Here is a 21205-nt window from a genome sequence, read left to right on the forward strand (position 1 = left end):
GATTTATCGGGCTGGGAGCGGGCTGGAATCGGGCAGGAAGAGGGCGAAAACTGTGCCGTGATGCTCAGCGCCCTGGCGGCTGCGGACGTGAATCTGGCCGCCGTGATTCTTGATAATTCCGATGGAAACCCACAATCCGAGGCCGTTCCCGTCGGGGCCTTTGGTGGTGTAGAAGGCGTCGAATGCGCTGGCCTGGGTGGCTGCAGACATGCCTTCGCCATTGTCGGCGACTGTTACGCGGACGCCGCTGCGGCCGGTCTTCCAATCGGTTGCGCGGCGGCTGCGCAGCAGAAGACGGCCCGCTGTGCCGGGAGTGCCTCGGAGGGTGGGAGCGGCAGTGATGGCGGGCGAAAACAGGTCTGTCTCGGACGAGTCTGGCGAGAGCATATCCGGCGAAGAACCCGCGTCTGCTGTCGCAACTGGATATGGCACGGGAGGCACAAGCGCATCGAGAGCGTTGCTGATCAGGTTATTGAGGACTTGGCGGATGTCGCCTTCCTTGCAGCGGACCACCGCGCTGCGCAGGCCATCCGTCTCAATCCTCACGCCTGGATGGGTGAAGCGATGGGCGTGGAGGGTGAGGACCAGCTTGAGAAGCTCTGCAATATCGGTCGCGACCGGCTTTACGGTCTGACGATGAAAGCGGAGGGTCTGGGCGGTAATGCTCGAAACGCGTCTCAGTTCAGCATCGGCCATCTCGAGGTAGGCATGGGTCTGCTGGTCGAGGTTGGGGTTGAGCGAGGCGAGATAGATGAGATTCGTCACCGATTCAAGGGGATTGTTGATTTCGTGGGCGATGCTGGCGGCGAGGCGGCCTACGGCGGCGAGCTTTTCGGTCTGGACGAGGGCCATCTCGGAGCGCTTGCGGTCGGTGATATCCAGGTTGACTCCGACGAGCTTCAGCGGTTTGCCCTCGGGGGAGTGTTCCACCTGTCCGCTGGAGGAGAGCCAGTGTACGGAACCGTCGGGCCAGAGGACGCGAAACTCGATCTTGAAGTGAGCTTCGCCTTCGTAAACCTTCTGGATAGCGTCGCGGACGAGCTGGCGGTCTTCCTCGTGGACGAACTGGATGAACTTCGCAGTGGTCCTGAGTTCCGTGAAGGGGCGGCCGTAGACGCGCGCACTACCCTCATTCCAATGGATTTCCTGGGTGGCAGCATCCCACTGCCAGCTGGCGACGCTGGCGACCTGCTGGGCGGCGTGGAGTCGCTCCTGGTTGTCGCGAAGTTCCTGTTCGAAAGCGCGGCGCTCGGTAATGTCGTGGCCGTAGATGACGACGCCGCGTACATGGCCGGACTCGTCGAAGTCGGGGATGTGGGAGACGCTGAGGATCCGCTCCGCCCGCACGGTCCCCATGCGGGTTTCAAAGTGCTGCTCCTCGCCACGCATGGCTTTTTCGAGCGGGCATCGGATGTTTTCGAAGGATTTGCCCAGAACCTCGGCAACCGGCATGCCGGCAATGTCGTCGTACTTGCGGCCAAAAGCTATTTCGTAGGTGCGGTTGACGCGCACGTAGCGGAAATCGCGATCGATGTAAGCGATGTAGGCGGGGACGATGTTGGTGATGAGCCGGAGCTGTTCTTCACTACGCGCAGCACGCTCTTCGCTCTGGCGGAGCGCGGTGTCGTTGATCCGGGTGAATTGTTGTTGATCGATGGTCAAATGGTGCCGCTGGGTTCGAGGATTTCCATGCTGTGATTGGATTTCTCTTATAAGAATACCGGAGTCTTGACTCGCCCGGTTGTTCTGTTTCAGGGCAATGGGTGTTTCCAGAGAATGCCAGGCCTGATGAAAACGTAACCTCAGGGCCAGTCGAAAGTTGGCGACAAAAAGGGCGCAGGACCTGGGGTGGAACTGGAGTCTGGACTGAATGCTAGCACCTTCCTGCATGGCGGGGATATGCGGGCGCGATTTTGCATGACGACAGCCGCGGTTCTGATAGAAGAAGGGGAGACAATCCCACGAATGAGGTCCATTGCGCCATGAAGATGATTCGAATCGCCGCTTTCGCCATGCTTGCTTTCATCGTCGTTTCCTGCGCACTGGCGGCAGACGAACGTCCGGCTGCGCGCGCCAGGTATGCAGAGCTTGCGGCGAAGGTGCCTGCCGGCGATTTAGGCATCGACTGGAAGGCGTTGCGCGTGGCGGCAGCGATTGGTGAAGTTGGGGATGTGCCGGGAGGATTTCAGGCTGTTGAGAATGCCTACGCTGCGCTGAATGAAGGGAAATTTGACGATGCGCTCAAGCTTGTTCGCGAGGTGGAGGATCGCAATATCGCGGACGAGGATGCGCATTATGTGGCTTGGCGGGCGCTCGTTGGGCTGAACCGGGAAGGCGAAGCTGAGAAGGAGCGGGCGCTGCTGGCGGCTCTATTGCAGTCCATTACCGACTCCGGCGATGGGAAGAGCGTGAAGACTGCGTGGTTCGCGACGACGATTCGTGAGACGTATCTGTATATGCAGGCTGTGTTGAACGTGCAGTTTGTGCAGCATCGCACGTGGTTGCAGGACGGGCATTACTACGATGTGGTGGCGGTGAAGGATACGGATGGGAAGGAGAGGGTTCTTTGGTTCAACGCGGATACGGAGATGCAGAGGCAGACGGCGGCGGGGGATCGGGCGGTGCAGAAGTGAGGCACGAAATTCGTAATGACTATGTCATTACGCTTTGATAGGATTGTGACATTGGAGAACTTCAATGCCTGTACCTGAGATAGAGACGAGTAGGCGAGACACGCTGAATCTGCGGATAAAGCCGGAATTGCGGGGAATGATTGACCGGGCAGCGGCTTTGACGGGCAAGAATCGGACGGAATTTGTGCTCAGCGCTGCGCGGAATGCGGCGGAAGATGCTCTGCTGGACCGCACTTTGTTCAAAGTGAAATCTAAGGCGTACGCGGAGTTTGTGAAGCGACTCGATGCTCAGCCTAGCCCGAATGCGCGGCTGCGCAAGACACTGGAGACTGCCGCACCATGGGAGAAATAGGCCGTCTGCTGCCTCCGGAGGCTCTGGCGGAGGATCATGACTTTGGAGATTTTGCCTCCGGCGAGGCCGCGCTGGACGACTGGCTGAAACGTCGCGCGCGGGCGAATCATGCGAGCGGGGCTTCACGAACGTATGTGGTGTGCGAGGATGCTGCAGGCATAAAACGAGTGGTTGCTTACTATGCGCTCGCCTCCGGCGCGGTGGTGGTGGAAGCTGCTGTCGGCAAGTTCCGGCGGAACATGCCAAACCCGATTCCGGTGGTGGTGCTGGCCAGGTTGGCTGTCGACCGGGGCTGCCATGGTCAGGGCATTGGACGAGCCCTGTTCCGAGATGCAGCGATGCGGGTGACGCAGGCGGCGGACGCGATTGGGATTCGTGGGATTGTGGTCCACGCGATCTCTGAGCAAGCTAAGGCGTTTTATCTTGCGCTGGGGTTTGATGTGAGTCCACTGGAGCCTATGATGCTGATGGTTACGCTGGGGGATTTGCGGGCTGGACTGGGGCTGTAGGATTGTTCAAGTTGTTGGCCACCTGTTCGATTGGCCTATGCCCAGAGGTGAGCAAAGCGACTCGCTGAAGGTGACACGTTCTACTCTTCCCTACACTACTTTTGATGCCTAGTTGGAATGATAGATAACTTACCCAGTTCGGTCAGATTCGTTAAAAGCGGGGAGGGTGGTCGGTGGTGGCGAACCGCAAAAGCTCAAGGCCAGATACATCTTGGGAAGGATGGGGAGCCCCTGTGGTTTGGTTCGTTGGAAAAAGTAACAGCAGATTCCCTGCGGGAATGACAAACAAGAAAAAAATACAACGATTCGGTTGGAGCTTCAGACATGCGGTTGAGCTTCAGGGAGTGGATTGTTTGGTTGACGGGTTGGCGGGGTAGGCTCTTTCTACGTCGTCTTTGAGTCTTCTCATAAGTGGGCCGTTTGCGCCCAGCAGGCCGTTTTCCTGTTCGCTGCGCCAGAGCGGCCCTTGCAGTTTCCCCTTGCTGTCTAGGGTGTAGACGCGTAGTTCGTCCTTCTCCTGGGTTGAGCCATCAGGGGTGGTGGAGCTGAGGGAAGGCTGTGAGGCGTCGCTGGGGTTGGAGAGGGGAGGGCGTCCGGGGGCGTTGCGTTGGGTAGCGTTGGGCCCTTTGAGAGGGTCGCGGGTGAGTTTGCCCTTGGAGACGACGAGGATGAGATCGGCGTCGATGCGGGAGGGCGCGAGTGTGTAGCGGCCCCAATCCTGGATGGCGTCCTGTGTGTCGAGGATGGCGTTGCGGTCTTCGCGGGAGAGCTTGAGGTTATCGATGCCACCGTCGCGGGTTTCTACGTAGATCGATTTGGCTGTGGCGAATTGTTCGGGGACGTAGGGGTGGCGCTTTTTGTCCTGGGCGAGGATGGGAGTGGCGATGAGGAGGAGGATTGCGATGAGCGTCTTCGGCATGGCGGCCTCTTGATGGGGAATGATAGTCCTTTGCTGATGGCTTCGGTGGAACGGGCGACGGCAACAGCAGATTCCCTGCGGAAATGACAGAAAGAAAGCAAAAGCAAGGGCAACAGCAGATTCCCTGCGGGAATGACAACAAGAGGGGCCAGGGCGTGGGCCGATACAATGGGGTAGAGCGGATTATTCTCTATGGCAGACGACGCGAAGAAGCCGAAGAAGGCTGAGGACGAGGTTAGCGGGAAGGCCTATGATGGCCGGCTGATGCGGCGTCTGGCTGGGTACCTGGGGCCTTACCGGTGGCAGGCTACTGTTTCTGTGATTGCCGTGATTTTGAAGGCGGCTTCGGATGTGGTGGGGCCTTATCTGGTGAAGGTAGGGCTGGACCGGTATCTGACGGCGAAGGCTACGTTTGGGATTGCCGGTAGCGGGACTTCGACGAACTGGCTGGGACGGCACCTTTCTGACGATCCGTATACCGGACTGGGGCAGCTTTCGGCGATGTACCTGGCAGCGCTGGTGATCGCTTACGGGTTTGAGTTTACGCAGACGTACCTGATGCAGTGGACGGGGCAGAAGGTGATGTTTGACCTGCGCCGCGAGATCTTCCGGCACATGCAGCGGATGCATATCGGGTTCTTTGACCAGCATGCGGTGGGGCGGCTGGTGACGCGGCTGACTTCGGATGTAGACGCGATCAACGAGATGTTTACGGCAGGCGTGTTGTCGATGATTGACGACGTGTTTGCGCTTACGGTGATGGTCGCGGTGATGCTGGCGATGAACTGGCGGCTGGCGCTCTTGACCTTTGCCGTGCTGCCCGGAATTATCGTGGTGACGCATCTGTTCCGCAAGAGTGTGCGGGAGAGCTACAGGCGGGTGCGTGGGGCGATTGCGCGGATTAACTCGTTCACGCAGGAGCATGTGAGTGGGATGAGCGTGGTGCAGCTTTTCAACCGCGAAGAGAGGGCTTACAAGGACTTTCACGCGGTCAATGAGCAGCACATGATTGCGTTCAAGGACACGGTGTTTGCGTATGCGCTGTATTACCCGGCGGTGGAGCTGCTGTCTTCGATTGCGATTGCGCTGATTCTCTGGCGCGGCGGGTTTGGGGTGATGGGCGGGCTGGTGACGATTGGCGTGCTGGCGGCGTTTATTCAGTATTCGCAGCGGTTCTTCCGGCCGATCAACGACTTGAGCGAGAAGTTCAATATTCTGCAGGCGGCGATGGCGGCTTGTGAGCGCATCTTTAAACTCCTGGACACGCCGAGTGAGATTGTTTCGCCTTCTGTGACGCGGGTGGGCGATGGGTCGAACCGGATTGAATTTCGCAATGTCTGGTTTACGTATCAAACGCTGACGCCGGAGCAGCAGGAGATTGTTGCGCGTGCGGATTCGGCGGAGCTGGCGGCAGTTGCTGATATTGAGTGGATTTTGAAGGATGTTTCGTTCACTGTGGAGCCGGGACAGACGGTGGCGATTGTGGGCCACACGGGGGCGGGCAAGACGACGCTGACGGGCCTCATGATGCGCTTCTATGACGTGACGCGCGGGGCGGTGCTGCTGGATGGAGTTGACCTGCGGGAGCTTGAACTGGGCGAACTGCGGCGGCACTTTGCGGTGGTGCTGCAGGATCCGTTCCTGTTTACGGGGACGATTGCGGAGAACATCCGGCTGGGGGCGGACGAGATCACCGATGCGCGGATGGTTGAGGCTGCGCGGGATGTGAATGTGCTGGAGTTTGTGCAGGGGCTGGCGAAGGGGTTTGACGAGCCGGTGCTGGAGCGCGGGGCTTCGCTGTCGACGGGGCAGAAGCAGCTGATTAATTTTGCGCGGGCGCTGGCGTATGATCCGCGGATTTTGATTCTGGATGAGGCTACTTCGAGTGTGGATACGGAGACGGAGCTGAAGATCCGGCTGGCGCTGGAGCGGATGGTGGAGGGGCGGACTTCGGTGCTGATTGCCCACCGGCTGTCCACGGTGCAGCGGGCGGATGTGATTCTGGTGATGCACAAGGGGCAGCTGCGGGAGTTTGGTTCGCACCAGCAGCTCCTAGTGCAGCGGGGGATTTATTGGAAGCTTTACCAGTTGCAATATAAGGATCAGGAGCTGGTGGCTTCCGGGGAGCTTTTGCCTGAGCTTGGGCCGGGGATGGCGGCTGGGATGGCTGGGGCGGATTAGTTTTAAGCTTTCCAAGGGCGTTTTACATAGGTGTATGCTGAAGCTATGCGACTTACTCTCGAGCTTCCGGACGAACTTGCTGGGCAGATTATCCCTGCCGGGAGTGATCCTTCGCGCGTTGCGATAGAGTCGCTGGCGCTTGAGGCTTATCGTGCTCACCGTCTGAGCGAGCACCAGCTGTCGCGATTGCTTGGAGTGGGACGCTACGAGCTGGATGGATGGCTGAAGCAGCGTGGCGTTTGGCTGGAGTACGAGGCTGGGGAGATTGAGCGCGAGCTAGCGACTGCGCGCAGCCTGGCCATGCAGCACCGCAATGAGTCCGACGCGACTATTTCCAATACATAAGACACGATGATCGTTATTGCCGATACAAGCCCGATCCGATATCTGGTGCTGATCGGACAGATCGATGTTTTGGCTAGCCTTTACGGAAGCATTCTGATGCCCGAAGCTGTGGCTTTGGAGCTTTCGCAGAGCGAAACTCCGTCAGCTGTACGAGAGTGGATCGCTCACCCTCCGGCGTGGCTGGAGATACGTAAACCTGAACTGTCCTTGAGTGAGCTACCCCAGAATCTAGGCCCGGGGGAATGCGAGGCCATCGCACTGGTAGTGGAGGTGGGCGCCGATCTACTGCTGGTGGATGATTGGGCAGCCAGACGCGCGGCTGAAGCGCTTAGCATATCGACGTTAGGGACATTGGGTATTCTCGATCTCGGCGATGAGCTTGGTTTCCTGGATTCGCGTGATGCAATCGAGCGATTGCTGGCGACCAATTTTCGGGCGGGTTCGCAGTTGGTGAAGACAATGATCGATCGCAGCATGGCTCGCAGAGGTATTCAATGACTGGAAGTGAGCTCCGCCCTGCGGATCGCGGCAAGACTACGACAATCTTTCTTTCGGCTGGGGAGGCTAGTGGTGAGGCTTATGGGGCTTTGCTGCTGGCGGAGTTGAAGGTGCGGCTGGGGGAGCTTGGGGCTGCGCCGCGGTTTGTGGGGATGGGTGGAGAGCGGATGGCGGCGCTGGGGCTGGAGCGTGTGGTTCGGTCTGAGGATGTGGCGGTGATGGGGATTACTGAGGTGATCCGGCATCTGCCTCGGATTTATGCAGAGTACCGGAAGCTGAAGGCTGCGGTGGCTGATCCGGCGCGGCGGCCGGATGTGGCGGTGCTGATCGACTTTCCGGATATTCATTTGAAGCTGGCTGAGGAGTTTCACCGGCTGGGGATTCCGGTGATTTTCTTTGTGAGTCCGCAGCTTTGGGCCTGGAAGAAGGGGCGGATCAAGCGGGTGCAGCGGTTTGTGGACCGGATGCTGGTGATCTTTCCGTTTGAAGAGCCGTTTTACCGGGAGCACGGGGTGGATGCGAAGTATGTCGGGCATCCGCTGGCGGATTTACCGCCGCCTTCGGTGACGCGCGCGGAGTTTGCGGCGGCGAATGGGCTGGATCCGGCGAAGCGATGGGTGGGCTTGCTGCCGGGGAGCCGGGCTAAAGAGATTCGGCTGAATCTGCCGGAGATGCTGGCGGCGGCTCGGCTGTTGTTGGCACGGGAACCGGGGACTGAGTTTCTGCTGCCGATTGCGCCGACACTGACTGGTGCTCACATCAAGATGATTTCGGCGCTGCTGACGGAACACGGGTCTGGACTGCCCTTGGAACTGGTGCGGGACGCGCGGGCGGCGCTATTTCATGCGCGGGGGTCGATTGTGGCCAGCGGGACGGCGACGGTTGAGGCGGCGTTGATCGGGAATCCGTTTGTGGTGGTGTACCGGGTATCGCCGGTGACCTACTGGATCGCGAAACGGGTGGTGACGGTGCCGCATGTTGCTATGGTGAATCTGGTTGCCGATAAACGTATTGTGCCGGAGTTAATTCAGGATGACTTTACTGCGGGTCGTATCGTCCAAGAACTTGAACCGCTGCTGGTTGACGGTTTTCCGCGTTCGGAAATGATGGCTGGCTTGGCCCGAGTTGGGACTAAGTTGCGGGCGGGCCGGGATGGCAGTGAGTCTACGATTGGGGCTGTGGCGTCGGTGGTGGTGGAGACGTTAGGATTGGCTCGGTAGTTCCCTTCAGGCTTCATACAACTATTGGATGGGTTTGAGCGTTCAGATTAGGGACGGCATTTGAGAAGCCCACCTTAGCCACAAAGACGGCGGCATGGCGAAGGTGGGGTACCCACATTCTTTTAAGGCTCAACGGAGTACGGAATTGGGCGAGATTCCAGTGTGTCAGGGAGCGGGGATAGGATGACGGTTTTCATGAAACTACGTGGGTTGCGGTTCCCTTCTCTGCTGGCTCTGGCCGGCCTTGCTTTGACGCCGTTTTGCGGGCTGGCCCAGTCTGCGACTTCTGCGAACCGGCTGGCGATCCAGGGTTATGTGATTGACGCGGAGCTGCAGCCTGCCGCTCATCATTTGAAGGCTACGGCGGTTGTCACCTTTACCGCACCCGAAAATGCGGATGTGGTGAACTTTGGATTTCATCCGGCGCTGAAGCTTTCAAAGATCACAGACGATGCGGGAAAGCTGCTGCAGGGGGACCGGTCGGCGGATGGGGCAATCCGGGTGACGCCGGCGACTCCATTCGTGAAGGGTGTGCCGGCGCACTGGACCTTCGTTTACGAGGGAACGATTACCGGGGATGAGGATGGGCCGGAAGAGGGGTTGAAGCTGGCAGCGATCCAGGATTCGATCTCGTATCTGCTCTATCCGGGGCGGTGGTTTCCGATGACCGGATACCTGACGAACCGGTTCACGGCGGAAATGCACATCAAGGTGCCGCAGGGTTTTCGCGTGCTGGCGAGCGGAAGTCAAGGCTCAGTGGACGCGAAGCTTTCTGATGGCAAGGCTGGCAGCCAGTACAACTTTTCGTGGACCAAGCCGGGATTTCCGGGGACGGTGATTGCGGGCCGGTTTGTGGCTCCTATTTCGGTGGGTGGCGGCGGGGCGAATATCAAGGTTTATCTCACGCCGGCGCATCAGGGATCGGCGACCGAACTGGGAGAGACGGCGGCGAAGGAGTTTGGTTTCTTCACGGATCTTTTTGGCGGGGCGGAGAGCGGTCGGCTGAGTGTGGTGGAGTTGCCGGATGACACGCTGCCTTCGGTGTGGGCTCCTGAGCTTGCGGCGATTTCGGGTTCGCGGACCGGGGATAAGTCGGGGATCCGGTTGCTGGCGAATACGATTGCGCACCAGTGGTGGGGTTCAGAAGTGAGCCCGGCGACCTTGAACGATGCGTGGATCACGAATGGCATGGCGCGCTACGGCGAGCTGATGTATGTCGAGGATGAGAACGGTAAGACGGCGATGAAGACGGCGGTGCAGGATGTTTCGGCTGGTGCGCTGGCGTATGACACGACGCCGCTGTCGAGCGCCGGGCGGCTGAATCCGTTTTCGCCGCAGTTTCAGTCGATGACGCTGGAGAAGGGCGCGATGGTCTTCCACATGCTGCGGTGGGAGGTCGGCGACAAGCTGTTCAAGCAGGTGCTGACCGGCGCGCTCTCGCAGTATACGGACAAACCAATGCGGTCGAGCGACTTTGAGAAAGTGGCTGAGGCGCAGACGCAGATGGAGCTGACTCCGTTCTTTGCGCAGTGGGTGGATGGGACCGGCGCGCCGGTGTTCGTGAATAAATACGCTGTCTACCGGTTGGGAAACAACAAGGGTTTCCGGACGATTGGCGAAGTGCAGCAGGATCTTGACCTGTTCCGGATGCCGGTGGAGTTGCGCGTGGAGACGGATGGTAAGACGGAGATCAAGAAGGTCGATGTGGTCGGATCAAATTCGCAGTTCGTGATCGACACGTTTGGCCGGCCGCGACACATTGCCATTGATCCCGATAACTGGCTGCTGAAGGCTACGCCGGATTTGCAGGTGCGGGTGGCGATTCTGAAGGGGCAGCAGCTGGTGGCGCAGGGCGACCTGGCGGGCGGGCTGACCGAGTTCCAGAAGGCGCTGGAGGCGAATGCGCAGAGCTCTCTGGCGAATTACCGGATTGGCGAAGTGCTGTTTTCGCAGAGGAACTACCAAGCGAGCGCGAATGCGTATCGTGACGCGCTGCGTGGGGATGGCGATCCGCGGTGGACGGAGGTCTGGAGCCATATTCAGCTGGGCAAGATCTTCGACGTGACCGGGCAGCGGGATCGCGCGGTGAACGAGTATCGCCAGGCTGTGCAGACGAATGACAATACGCAGGGCGCGGTGAATGAGGCGCGGCTGTATCTGCAGAAGCCTTATGTGAAGCCGGAGAGCGAGTAGACGCCGATTGAGCCAGGGAATTCTACGGGCTTACCGGGATGCGCGTGAACGCGTTTTCGCGCTCAGATAACTCCTTATCGGCATGTCATAGAACACCATTACGAGGTAAGCGAAGCCTACCAGGATGAGGACACCGCAGGTGACTACCAGGGCCAGGTGAGGTGCGTCCGGCTTTTGGCTGGAGTAGTAGTTTCCAAAGGCCCAGATGACAGCGTAGTGCGTCATGTAGAGCGGGTAGGAGATGTTGCCTGCAAACTTGCAGAATTTTTCTGCGCGGGAACCGAGCGTAACTCCTGCTCCCAATGCCACGAGTAGCGGGAAATAGACGATGATGATCGCTGCTTCCCGTATCCATCCTCCCTTGGCATAGGGAAATACAAAAGCCACCAGCAATAGCACTGCCAGGGCCGTAAAGCCGAGCTTGGTGCGAATGATCCATTTGGACCGGTACACGAGCAGGCCCGCCAGAAACGAAAAGCTGATACGAGCGCCGCCGGTCCAGAAGGTAGGTCCGTTGAAGCCCGCCCAAAGATTGCCCGCTCTGTAGCCTACGATGCAGAGGACGATGGCCGCGAGGATGGTGGCGATGCTCAACCAGTGGCGTCTGAGTCGGAAGACGACAATCGCGTAGAAGATGTTGGCGACATACTCCCAGAACAAGGACCAGGCGGGCGAGTTCAGGCTGAAGAGACTGAGCCCGCGCTCCTGCATCGTTGGATAGGGGATGAGGAAGATCGAAGACAGGAATATGAGGGCAACCCGGCCTGCACTATATCCGAGAGGTCCAATGCGAAACGGATCTAAGAACAGGGTAATCAGGCCAAGCACGGATCCGAAGACCACCATGGGATGAAGGCGGATCAACCGAACCTTGAGGAATGCCCAGATGCCCATCTCCCGGACGCGATCGTCGTAGGCGTACCCGATTACAAAGCCGGATAGACAGAAAAAGAAGTCTACGGCCAACCAGCCGTGGCCAATGAAGAGCTTGCTGTAATCCCAGATGACCATCTCCATGAAGTGGAAAATGACGACGACCAAAGCAGCTACGCCCCGCAACCCGTCGAGAGCGGCAAAGTGTCGTTTGCCTGGCATGAGTGTTTGCGCGGTTGGGGTGTCTTTGTTCGTGATCAGGAAAGTGGACCTCTTGAGATAGGGGGATTATAAAGTGCGGGGTAGACCTCAAGAATCTGCTCATTAGAACCGATATCTTCTCTAGCGGCCTGGAATTCGTAGGGGGCGGCTGGAGAGTGGGTTGCATGGGTCTTGTTCCCGGTATTGTTTCCTCGCGTGCTTTTGTTGGGCTTGCGGTCGCTTTGTCTGCTTTCTTCCATGCTGGGCTCGTACGGGCTCAGAATGGGCCGGTTTCCGAGGCTCGACCCCTGGTGACTGGGGTGGTAGACGGTAGGGCGAGGGTGATCCTGGCGGGGAATGTGCATCCGCTGGTGGCTCCGATGATGCGGGCGGGGCTGGATCGTGGGCGGGTGGACGATGCGATGGCCCTGGAGCGGATGATCCTGGTGCTGAAGCGACCGGCTGAGCGGGAGCAGGCGCTGGCGAAGTTCATTCAGGAGGCGCACACGCCGGGGGCCGCGGGATATCACAAGTGGATGACTCCGCAGGAGTTTGGTGCGAGGTTTGGCGCGGCGGATTCGGATCTTGCGGCGGTGAAGGCGTGGCTGGAGTCGCAGGGATTGACGGTTGGGAAGGTGCATCCGGGGCGGATTGCGGTTGAGTTTTCGGGGAATGTGGGTAAGGTCAGTGCGGCGTTTCAAACGGAGATTCACCGGTTTCAGGGCGCGGGAGCGGCTGACTCGGAGAGCTATGCGAATGTGCGCGATCCGCAGATTCCGGCAGCCCTGGCGGGAGTGGTGAGCGGGATTTCACCGATGCACAGCTTTCATGCGCGGCCTCTGGTGACGGTGGCGGGAAAGACTTTGTTCGAAGTGAAAACGCATAAGGCGCGACCGGCATGGACATATCCGGTGGCGAGCACGCAGGCGGTCTTTGAGCTGACGCCCGGGGATTTTGCGGTGCAGTATGACCTGGGACCGGTGTACGCGGCGGGAACGAAGGGCGCGGGACAGAGCATTGGGATTCTGAGCGCTTCCAATATCGATCTGGAGATGGTGCAGTCATACCAGGCGCTGTTTGGCCTGGCGGCGAATCTGCCGACGGTGGTGGTGGATGGGAACGATCCAGGGCTGACGGATGCGGCGACAGAGGCTTATCTCGACGTGGAGCTGGCGGGTTCAGTCGCTCCGGCAGCCAACGTGATTCTGTATACGTCGGCGGGAACGATCCTGACGGATCCTCTGCTGACGGCGGGTTTGCGGGCGCTGGAGGACAATCAGGTTTCGGTGCTGAGTGTAAGTTATGGGAGCTGCGAGGCGGCGTTGGGGGCGGGTGGAAATGCCGCCTGGGCTGCGCTTTGGCAGGAGGCTGCGGCACAGGGGATTACGGGATTTGTGGCGGCCGGCGACAGCGGTACGGACGGGTGCGACGATGCGGGTTCGCAGCAGTTTGCGATGGGCGGGCTGGCAGTGAACGGGATTGGCTCAACGCCGTATAACGTTTCGGTCGGCGCGACGGACTTTTACTACAGCAACTATGCGACGGGCGGGAGCGCGCTGACGACGCAGGTGAATTCGTACTGGAGCGGAGCGGCAAGCACCACCGCGACAACTTCCCTGCTGCAGGTGGCGCCGGAGCAGGCGTGGAACAACCCGTTTGGGATGAATGCGAGTTCGGGCGGCGTGTATGACGTGTATGACTCGACGATTCTGGCTACGGGCGGCGGGGCGAGCGGGGCGGCGCTTTATTCTTCCGCGGGATTGGCGTCAGGTTATGCGAAACCGGCGTGGCAGGCGGGGACCGGGGTTCCGGCAGACACGGCGAGGCATGTGCCGGATGTGGCGCTGTTTGGCGCGAATGGAGAGAATTTTGTGTACTACCCGATTTGCGCCTTGCCGGGAGATTGCGTGAACACGGCGGCGGGCGGGGCTGTTTACATCACGAGCGTGGGTGGGACTTCGGCGTCTGCCCCGGCAATGGCCGCGATCCAGGCGCTTGTAGACCAGGCGACCAAGAGCCGCCAGGGGCAAGCGAACAGTGTGTATTACCCGCTGGCGACGAAGACCGCAGCGGCAACGGCCAAGCCGTTCAACGATGTGATCTATGGAGGCAATCAGGTTCCCTGTTACCAGGGCACGGCTGTGTGTGTGCTGGGAACTGCGGGCTCCGCGAAGGGTTACTACTACGATCCGTATTACACGACGACGAAGGGGTATGACCGCGCGACCGGGCTTGGTTCGGTGGATGTGGCGAATCTGATCAAGGGCTGGTCGTCAATGACTTTTCGTCCGACGACGACAACTTTGAGCATCTCTCCGGCGACGTTTGCGCATGGCGCGGCGGTGGCCCTCAAGGCCACGGTGGCTCCGGCGACCGGCAGTGGCGTACCGACGGGGAGTGTTGGCCTGGTAAGCGACGATGCGGTGGCTTATGCGAACGGGCTGGGGGTGTTTTCGCTGGCGACGGGGACGGTTTCTGCCTCGGTGGACAACCTGCCGGGCGGGACGTACCAGGTGGTTGCTGATTATTCCGGTGATTCCGCCTACGGGGCGAGTGCTTCGGCGCCGGTGACGATTACGGTGACTCCGGAGAGCGACACGCTGAACACGACGGGGTGGGTGCTGAATCCGACGGACAACAACCTCTATCCGCTGGAGGCGGGGATGTATCTGCCGTACGGGTCGGAGATTTTTCTGGAGGCGCAGCCGGTGGGGGTGAATGAGGCGAATTCTCCGCTCGGCCAGAAAGCGCCGGCAACGGGAGCGATTGCCTTCTCCGATAAGGTGGGAACGACAGTGCTCAAGACGACGCAGGCGCCGCTGAACAGCGTCGGCATTGCGGAGTGGACGCCGGGGACGCTGACGGTGGGGTCGCATGTGGTGAGCGCGAGCTTTGCGGGGGATGCGAGTTTCGCGGCTTCTACGCAGGCTAGCGCAGCTTCTGTCACGATCTTTCGGGGGAATACGAGCCTGTCTGTAACGCCGCTGGTGACGAGCGTGAAGGCGGGCAGCACGGTGACGGTGGATGTGGAGATGTTCTCCGGCTACCTGCCGCTGGTGGGGACGCTGCCGACGGGGAATGTGTCTGTGACTCTTGGAAACCAGACGATCGTCACGGCGATGAAGAGCTGGATGTATGGGGCTGCAGGCAGTGTGGCGGGAAAGCCGGTGCAGGAGGCCGTGGTCGTGTTTACCAATGTTCCGGCTGGCGTGCTGCCACTCTCTGCGGCGTATGCCGGGGATACGAATTGGCTAGGATCGTCAGCCTTATACGGCTCAGTCAATTCGCTTGCGACGAAGCCAGCGCCTGCGGTAACGCTGACGGCGGCGACCACGAGCTATGCTCCGAACGGCATTGTGACGATGACGGGAACGGTGACGGGCACTGCGGCGCTGGGCGCTCCGACGGGGACGCTTGCCTTTACTTGGGAGGATGGGGGCGCCGGGTATGCGAATTTGGTGCAGGCGACGAGCGCGACGACTTCTGCGTTTACGCTGACGTTTCCGGCGAACCAGCTGGCGAATGGGAGCAATCTGTTTGTGGCAACGTACAAGGGCGACGCAAACTACTCTTCGCAGGCTTCGCCGCCGCTGACGATTGTGCAGACGGGGAGCGACTTCTCGTTGACTACGACGACCCAGACGGTTTCTGTGAAGATAGGCGCTTCGGGGACTGGCATGGCGGTGATTACGCCGATTGGCGTGTTGCCAGGGGCTGTGACGGTGGCTTGCACCGTGCCTGCCGGGATTACCTGCACTCCGTATCGGCTGCGCCAGCCGTTGGCTCCGGGGTGGCAGACGGGCTCACCTTGAAAGCGGCCGGAACTGTCGCGGCTGGAACGTATGCGGCGGTGGTGACGGTAACTGGCGGAGGGCATGTGCATACGGCGCAGATTCTGGTGTCGGTGCACAACTAAACTTTTCCAGCGGAGCGGAGGCCATCCCGAGTGGGGTGGCCTCTTTTCTTTGGGCTGGATTTGATCGGGCTTGACAGGGATGGTTCAGGTGGAAAGCGGCGACCAAGAGCGGGGATAGACTGGAGGTTGAGGGTACTTCGATTTCTGCGACACAACATGCCGCGCATGGGCTTCTTGGAAGGACGGAGGAGCCGGACTGGGCTCCGCTGACGCTGGCCGAGGTGGATGCGGTGCTGCGTGGATATCCGGCGGCGGGTGGGGCTGAGCGGCTGATGAGCGTGAGCCCGCGGCCGTTTTCCGCGGCGAGCGTGGTGGAGACGCGTGCGGGCGAATTTGTGTTTGTGAAGCGGCATCACCGATCGGTGCGGGACCGCGAGGGGCTGATGGAGGAACATCGGCTGATTGCGCATCTGGCAGCGGCTGATTGGGGTGGTGCGGGGCGTCTGGTGCTCGCTCCGATGGCGGATGATTCCGGCGAGACTGTGGTCACGCGGGATGAGTGGACCTACGAAGTGCATCCGCTGGCGCAGGGCGTGGACGTGTATGAGCAGGCGCTCTCATGGACGCCCTTTCTGCACGCGGAGCATGCACAGGCTGCAGGGCGGGCGATGGCGCAGATGCATCTGGCGGCGGAGGGTTATGCTGCTCCGGCGCGTAAGGTGCAGCAGCTGGTTTCTAGCTTTACGATCTTTGCCGGGGACGCGTCGGAGGGTGGGGACGATTCGCCCGAAGAACGGCTCCGAGGGTATCTTGGCTACCGGCCTGAGTTAGAACGGTATTTAGCTGGGCGTAAGTGGCGGGATTCGCTCGTTAACATACTTATGCCCTGGTATCTAGAGTTAGAGCTATGGTCGGAATATCTTACTCCGCTTTGGACGCATAATGATTTCCATGCTTCGAACCTGATGTGGAGTGAGGCTGGCGAGGAAGCTTTCGTAACCGGCATTGTCGATTTCGGGCTGTGTGACTTGACGAATCGTGTGCATGATCTGGCTACTGCGATTGAGCGCAATATCGTGGAGTGGCTGCGAATGGATGAGCCGGGTGCAGACTTAGTTCATTTCGATCATCTGGATGCTTTGCTGGCCGGATACGAGGATGTATCTTCGTTCAGTTACGAGGAGGCTCGGGCCTTAGCGGCGATGATGCCGTTGGTGCATTGCGAGTTTGCGCTCTCGGAGACGGACTACTTTCTTAGCGTCCTGCATTCGCCGGAGAAGGCTTATCTCGGCTATGAGGGGTACTTTCTGGCGCATGCGGAGTGGTTTCATTCGGCTCAGGGTGAACGGTTGCTGGGACGGTTGCGGGAGTGGGCTGAGTCGAAGGTGGTTCGCTCATGATGGCGATGGTTGGGGCGTGGCTTGCACTGCACTGGTTTGAGCTGGTGGCGGCGGCGGTAAGCGCGCTGGATGTCTGGCTTGCGACCAAGCGGAGCATGATCTCATGGCCGGTGACGATCTTTGCCAGTCTGCTGTATGGCGAGCAGTTTCGGGAGAGCCGTTTGTATTCCGACATGCTGCTGCAGGTGATCTTTGTGGTGTTCGCCATCTATGGGTGGTGGCACTGGCAGCGTGGGTTGAAGGCTGAGGGATCGGTGCGGGTGGTGCGCCCGAGCATTGCCACGCTGATGCGTGATGTGCTGCTTGGCGTGGTGGCGAGTGTGCTGCTGGGCTGGTGGATGCGAGGACATACGGATGCTTCCCTGCCCTGGCTGGATGCGACCCTGACTGGCTTCAGCCTGGTGGGAACGTGGTGGGGGACGCAGAAGTACATTGCCAACTGGTGGCTTTGGATTGTGGTGGATGTGATCTATGTGTGGGAGTATGCGTACAAGGATCTGTGGCTGACTTCGGTGTTGTATGCGGTGTTTGTGGGGTTGGCGGCGCTGGGTTTGCGGGATTGGCGGCGGGCGCAGCGGGTTCAGCTGACGGCCGTGGAGTTGAGCGCATGATTGGGTTTGCTTCCGAGCGAGTTGAGATTTTCCCGCTGCACTTTGAGCGCACGTTTTCGATGCAGCGGCTGGGCACGTATGACCCTACGGCGGAGTCCTCGCATGACTGCTTTCGCAAGGCGTTCTTCTATCGCGGGGAGCCTGCGGCTTTGGAGTTTTGCCGCGATGGCGATGGGCTGCGTGTGACGGCATACGGCGCAGAGGCTGACGCGCTGCTGGCGGAGACGCTGGCTGGGCTGGCGCAGGATGATTTGTATACGAGCTTTGCTACCGAAGACTCCGGGGTGTTGCGGCTGCACCGGAGTCTCCCTGGCTTGCGGCTGTTCCGGTTTCCGTGGCTGTATGACATGACTTGCTCGGCGATCCTGCAGCAGCGGATTCGCACGGTGGATGCGATGCGGGACTGGCGGCGTATCACGAAACGCTGGGGATCGCAGGCACCGCTGGGGCTGATGGCTTTCCCGAAGGCTGAGGTGCTCGCGATGATTCCGGCGTTTGAGTTGCGGGCGATGGATATCGACCTGCAGCGGGCACAGACGTTGCTGCGCTTCGCGCGCGAGTCGCAGTTTGTGCCGTTGAAGCCGCACCTTGATTTTGCGGGGCTACGGCAGAGGTTGTTACGCGTTGTTGGCATTGGGCCTTGGACTACGGAAACTGTGCTGGGCTATGGAGCTGGCGATGCGGATGCGGCGATCCCGGGGGATCTGCATCTGCCGCATGTGGTTTGCTACGCGCTGGCTGGGGAGACGTGGGGTTCGGACGAACGGATGATGGAGTTGCTGGAGCCGTTTCGCGGGCACCGGTTTCGAATCATTCGGCTGCTGTATGCTTCGGGGATTGGGCGGCCCAGAGTGTCAGAGCCCGCACGATACAATCCCCGTGAAGCGTCTTTGTAGATCAGCGCTTTGACTGTGCTGCCTTCTCGATAGCATGCGTTGAAACCAGATTGGTAAGGAGCTCTTTTGCGATCTTCTGTCTCTCGCCGTAACTTTCTGCTGGGCTCTTCTGCCGGGGCTGCTTCACTTTGTCTGAAGCCTGTATTTGCTCGCACGCAACTTGCTGCGCCGAAAGATGCTGCCGGGTGGATTCATCCGGTGATTGGGGCGAGTACGAGCGAGAAGCTGGGCGAGGGGAAGACTTTTCCTGGGCCTGTGGTGCCGTTTGGGATGGTGCAGCTTGGGCCGGATACGCGCACGGGTGGGGACAATGCTCCGGGCTACTCATATGAGCACACCACGATCGAGGGATTCAGCTTTACGCGCATGAGCGGGGTGGGCTGGTATGGCGACTTTGGCAATCTGCTGACGATGCCTACGACCGGGCCACTTCAGCTTGCGAGTGGACGCGAGGATCATGCTGGCGAGGGATGGCGGTCGCCGTTCACCCATGATGTGGAAGTGATGGAGGCTGGCTATTACGCGGTGACGCTGGAGAAGTATGACGTTCGCGTGGAGCTGACGGCCGCGCCTCGTGCGGGGATGTTGCGGTTCACATACCCGAAGGCGGAGACGGCGCGGATTCAGATTGACCTGGCGCGGAGGATTGGCGGCACTTCAACGCGGCAGTATGTGAAGGTGGTTGGCGAGAACGCGATTGAAGGATGGATGCGCTGTCCGCAGGAGGGTGGCGGATGGGGCAATGGTGCGGGCAAGGTGAACTACACGCTCTACTACCGCGTGGAGTTTTCGAAGCCGCTTACGAAGTTTGGTGTGTGGTCAGTGGACATGGATGGGTTTGCTCTGCATGTTGGCGATGGGATGATTTCGGATCGTTTTCAATCACAGGAGTTCTATGACCGCGTGAAGAAGGCGCGGGTGATCGACGGATGCAAGGAGATGGAGGGCGATCACCTCGGTTTTTTTACCGAGTTTGCTACGGCGAACGAGGAGCAGGTGCTGATGAAGGTGGGCATCTCGTTTGTCGATGTGGATGGGGCGCGGCGGAATCTGCAAGAAGAGATTGGGACGAAGAGTTTCGAGGCCGTGCGTCGTGAGGCCGTGCGCCAGTGGAACGATGCATTGTCGCTTGTCGAGATTGAGGGAGCTACGGATACGCAGCGCGCGATCTTTGCTACGGCGATGTATCACTCGATGTTGGATCCCCGCGTCATTACGGATGTTGATGGGCGCTACACCGCGGCGGATGGGAAGGTTCGCACGGCTGGCGCGTTTACTCCGCGGACAATCTTCAGTGGATGGGATGTGTTTCGCGGTGAGCTGCCGCTGATGACGATTCTCAAGCCTGAGCTGGTCAACGATCAGATCAATACTTTGCTGGAAATTGCTGAGTTGAGCGGTAAGGGTTATCTGGAGCGGTGGGAGATTATGGGTGCTTATAGCGGGTGCATGGATGGCGACCCGGCTACTTCGGTGATTCTGGATGCTTATGTGAAGGGCATTCGCAAGTTCGATGTTGAGAAGGCTTATGCGGCTTGCCGGCAGACGGCAGCGGGCGTTGGGGAAAAGACGAACCGGCCCATGAACGACTTTTATCTTGAGCATGGGTGGGTGCCGGAGCAGGTTTCCTGGACGCTGGACAATGTGTACTTCGACTGGTGTGTCGGGCAGTTTGCGCATGAGCTTGGTAAGGCCGATGATGCGAAGACGTTTCGCGAGCGCGGGCAGAACTATCGCAAGATTTATGACCCTGAAGTTGCTAGCATGCGGGCTAAGGATCGCGATGGCAAGTGGATTGCGTGGAAGGGACGGACGGAGTTTGGACAGGGATGCACGGAGAGCAATCCGCTGCAGCAGAGCTGGTTTGTGCCGCATGATGTGAAGGGTTTGATTGAGGTCATGGGCGAGGCTAAGTTTGTGGCAGCCCTTGAGGAGATGTTTGAGAAGACGCCGGATACGTTCGCGTGGAATGCTTACTACAACCATTCCAATGAGCCGGTGCACCATATCCCTTATTTGTTTACGTATGCGGGCAAGCCTTGGCTTACGCAGAAGTGGGTTAGGCGCATTCTGGATCATGCTTACCATGACGATGTGAATGGTATTCCGGGCAATGATGACGTGGGGCAGATGTCGGCGTGGTATGTGCTGGGGGCGATGGGGTTCTATCCGGTTTGTCCGGGGGATGGGATATATATCCTGGGGAGTCCGCTGTTCAAGAGGGCTACGATTCGGCTTGATCCTAAGTGGCATGCTGGGGGGAGTTTTACGATTGTGGCGAAGAATAATTCCGCGGCGAATTGCTATATCCAGAGCGCGACTTTGCATGGGAAGCCTTTGCAGCGGGCGTGGATTAAGCACAGCGAGATTGTGGGTGGAGGGACGCTGGAGCTGGTGATGGGGCCTGAGCCGAATGAGGGCTGGGGTAGTGCTGCGGAGGATAGGCCAATCGCGACAGTGTGATGGTCGACGCGGAGTTAGGTGGCCGGATGGGATGATCCCATCCGGCCTCGTTTCT

The 21205-nt window shown here is 59.6% G+C and carries 16 protein-coding genes; 13 read left to right on the forward strand and 3 right to left on the reverse strand.

From position 1 onward, the window contains the following. Positions 1–3 precede the first annotated feature (3 nt). Positions 4–1662, reverse strand: coding sequence for a PAS domain-containing protein (locus tag AC5S27_RS16230; protein WP_493935611.1), 1659 nt, complete (start codon positions 1660–1662; stop codon positions 4–6). Positions 1663–1982: 320 nt separating this feature from the next. Between AC5S27_RS16230 and AC5S27_RS16235 the strand changes: the two genes are divergently transcribed. From AC5S27_RS16235 to AC5S27_RS16245, 3 genes are all read left to right on the forward strand, one after another. Continuing rightward, on the forward strand, positions 1983–2633 hold the full coding sequence (locus tag AC5S27_RS16235) for a hypothetical protein (protein WP_493935612.1): 651 nt from the start codon (positions 1983–1985) through the stop codon (positions 2631–2633). A 64-nt stretch (positions 2634–2697) separates the two neighbouring features. Continuing rightward, a complete protein-coding gene (locus AC5S27_RS16240; RefSeq protein ID WP_493935613.1) occupies positions 2698–2985 on the forward strand; it encodes a type II toxin-antitoxin system TacA family antitoxin in 288 nt (95 codons plus the stop codon). Beyond that, positions 2973–3494, forward strand: a complete 522-nt coding sequence (locus AC5S27_RS16245) for a GNAT family N-acetyltransferase (protein WP_493935614.1) — start codon at positions 2973–2975, stop codon at positions 3492–3494. Before AC5S27_RS16240 ends, AC5S27_RS16245 begins: the two co-directional genes overlap by 13 nt. Positions 3495–3831: 337 nt before the next feature. Here the strand turns inward: AC5S27_RS16245 and AC5S27_RS16250 are convergent, their stop codons facing one another. Next, positions 3832–4413 (reverse strand): hypothetical protein, encoded by a 582-nt coding sequence (locus AC5S27_RS16250; RefSeq protein WP_493935615.1) that lies wholly within the window; start codon positions 4411–4413, stop codon positions 3832–3834. A 192-nt stretch (positions 4414–4605) separates the two neighbouring features. Between AC5S27_RS16250 and AC5S27_RS16255 the strand changes: the two genes are divergently transcribed. From AC5S27_RS16255 to AC5S27_RS16275, 5 genes are all read left to right on the forward strand, one after another. Next, entirely contained in the window at positions 4606–6594 is a 1989-nt protein-coding gene (locus tag AC5S27_RS16255) for an ABC transporter ATP-binding protein (RefSeq protein WP_493935616.1), read from the forward strand. 45 nt (positions 6595–6639) lie between these two features. Continuing rightward, entirely contained in the window at positions 6640–6939 is a 300-nt protein-coding gene (locus AC5S27_RS16260) for a UPF0175 family protein (RefSeq protein ID WP_493935617.1), read from the forward strand. 6 nt (positions 6940–6945) lie between these two features. Further along, positions 6946–7437: a PIN domain-containing protein gene (locus AC5S27_RS16265; protein ID WP_493935618.1), complete on the forward strand. Its 492-nt coding sequence runs from the start codon at positions 6946–6948 to the stop codon at positions 7435–7437. Further along, a complete protein-coding gene (gene lpxB / locus AC5S27_RS16270) occupies positions 7434–8657 on the forward strand; it encodes a lipid-A-disaccharide synthase (protein ID WP_493935619.1) in 1224 nt (407 codons plus the stop codon). The genes AC5S27_RS16265 and lpxB overlap by 4 nt, the downstream gene beginning before the upstream one ends. A gap of 195 nt (positions 8658–8852) precedes the next feature. After that, complete coding sequence (locus AC5S27_RS16275) at positions 8853–10850, forward strand: M1 family aminopeptidase (RefSeq protein ID WP_493935620.1); 1998 nt, start codon at positions 8853–8855, stop codon at positions 10848–10850. 30 nt (positions 10851–10880) lie between these two features. Here AC5S27_RS16275 and AC5S27_RS16280 read toward each other — a convergent pair whose 3' ends face one another. After that, positions 10881–11945, reverse strand: a complete 1065-nt coding sequence (locus AC5S27_RS16280; RefSeq protein WP_493935621.1) for an acyltransferase family protein — start codon at positions 11943–11945, stop codon at positions 10881–10883. A 164-nt stretch (positions 11946–12109) separates the two neighbouring features. Here AC5S27_RS16280 and AC5S27_RS16285 point away from each other — a divergent pair, with 164 nt between their 5' ends. From AC5S27_RS16285 to AC5S27_RS16305, 5 genes are all read left to right on the forward strand, one after another. Then, a complete protein-coding gene (locus AC5S27_RS16285) occupies positions 12110–15736 on the forward strand; it encodes an Ig-like domain repeat protein (RefSeq protein ID WP_493935622.1) in 3627 nt (1208 codons plus the stop codon). A 334-nt stretch (positions 15737–16070) separates the two neighbouring features. Then, positions 16071–17180: a phosphotransferase enzyme family protein gene (locus AC5S27_RS16290; protein ID WP_493935623.1), complete on the forward strand. Its 1110-nt coding sequence runs from the start codon at positions 16071–16073 to the stop codon at positions 17178–17180. Beyond that, positions 17177–17791 (forward strand): nicotinamide riboside transporter PnuC, encoded by a 615-nt coding sequence (gene pnuC / locus AC5S27_RS16295; protein WP_493935624.1) that lies wholly within the window; start codon positions 17177–17179, stop codon positions 17789–17791. The genes AC5S27_RS16290 and pnuC overlap by 4 nt, the downstream gene beginning before the upstream one ends. Continuing rightward, complete coding sequence (locus AC5S27_RS16300; protein WP_493935625.1) at positions 17788–18687, forward strand: DNA-3-methyladenine glycosylase family protein; 900 nt, start codon at positions 17788–17790, stop codon at positions 18685–18687. The genes pnuC and AC5S27_RS16300 overlap by 4 nt, the downstream gene beginning before the upstream one ends. A gap of 66 nt (positions 18688–18753) precedes the next feature. Beyond that, positions 18754–21150, forward strand: a complete 2397-nt coding sequence (locus AC5S27_RS16305; RefSeq protein WP_493935626.1) for a GH92 family glycosyl hydrolase — start codon at positions 18754–18756, stop codon at positions 21148–21150. The last annotated feature ends 55 nt before the right edge of the window (positions 21151–21205 follow it).

Source organism: Acidicapsa borealis, from assembly GCF_059115245.1.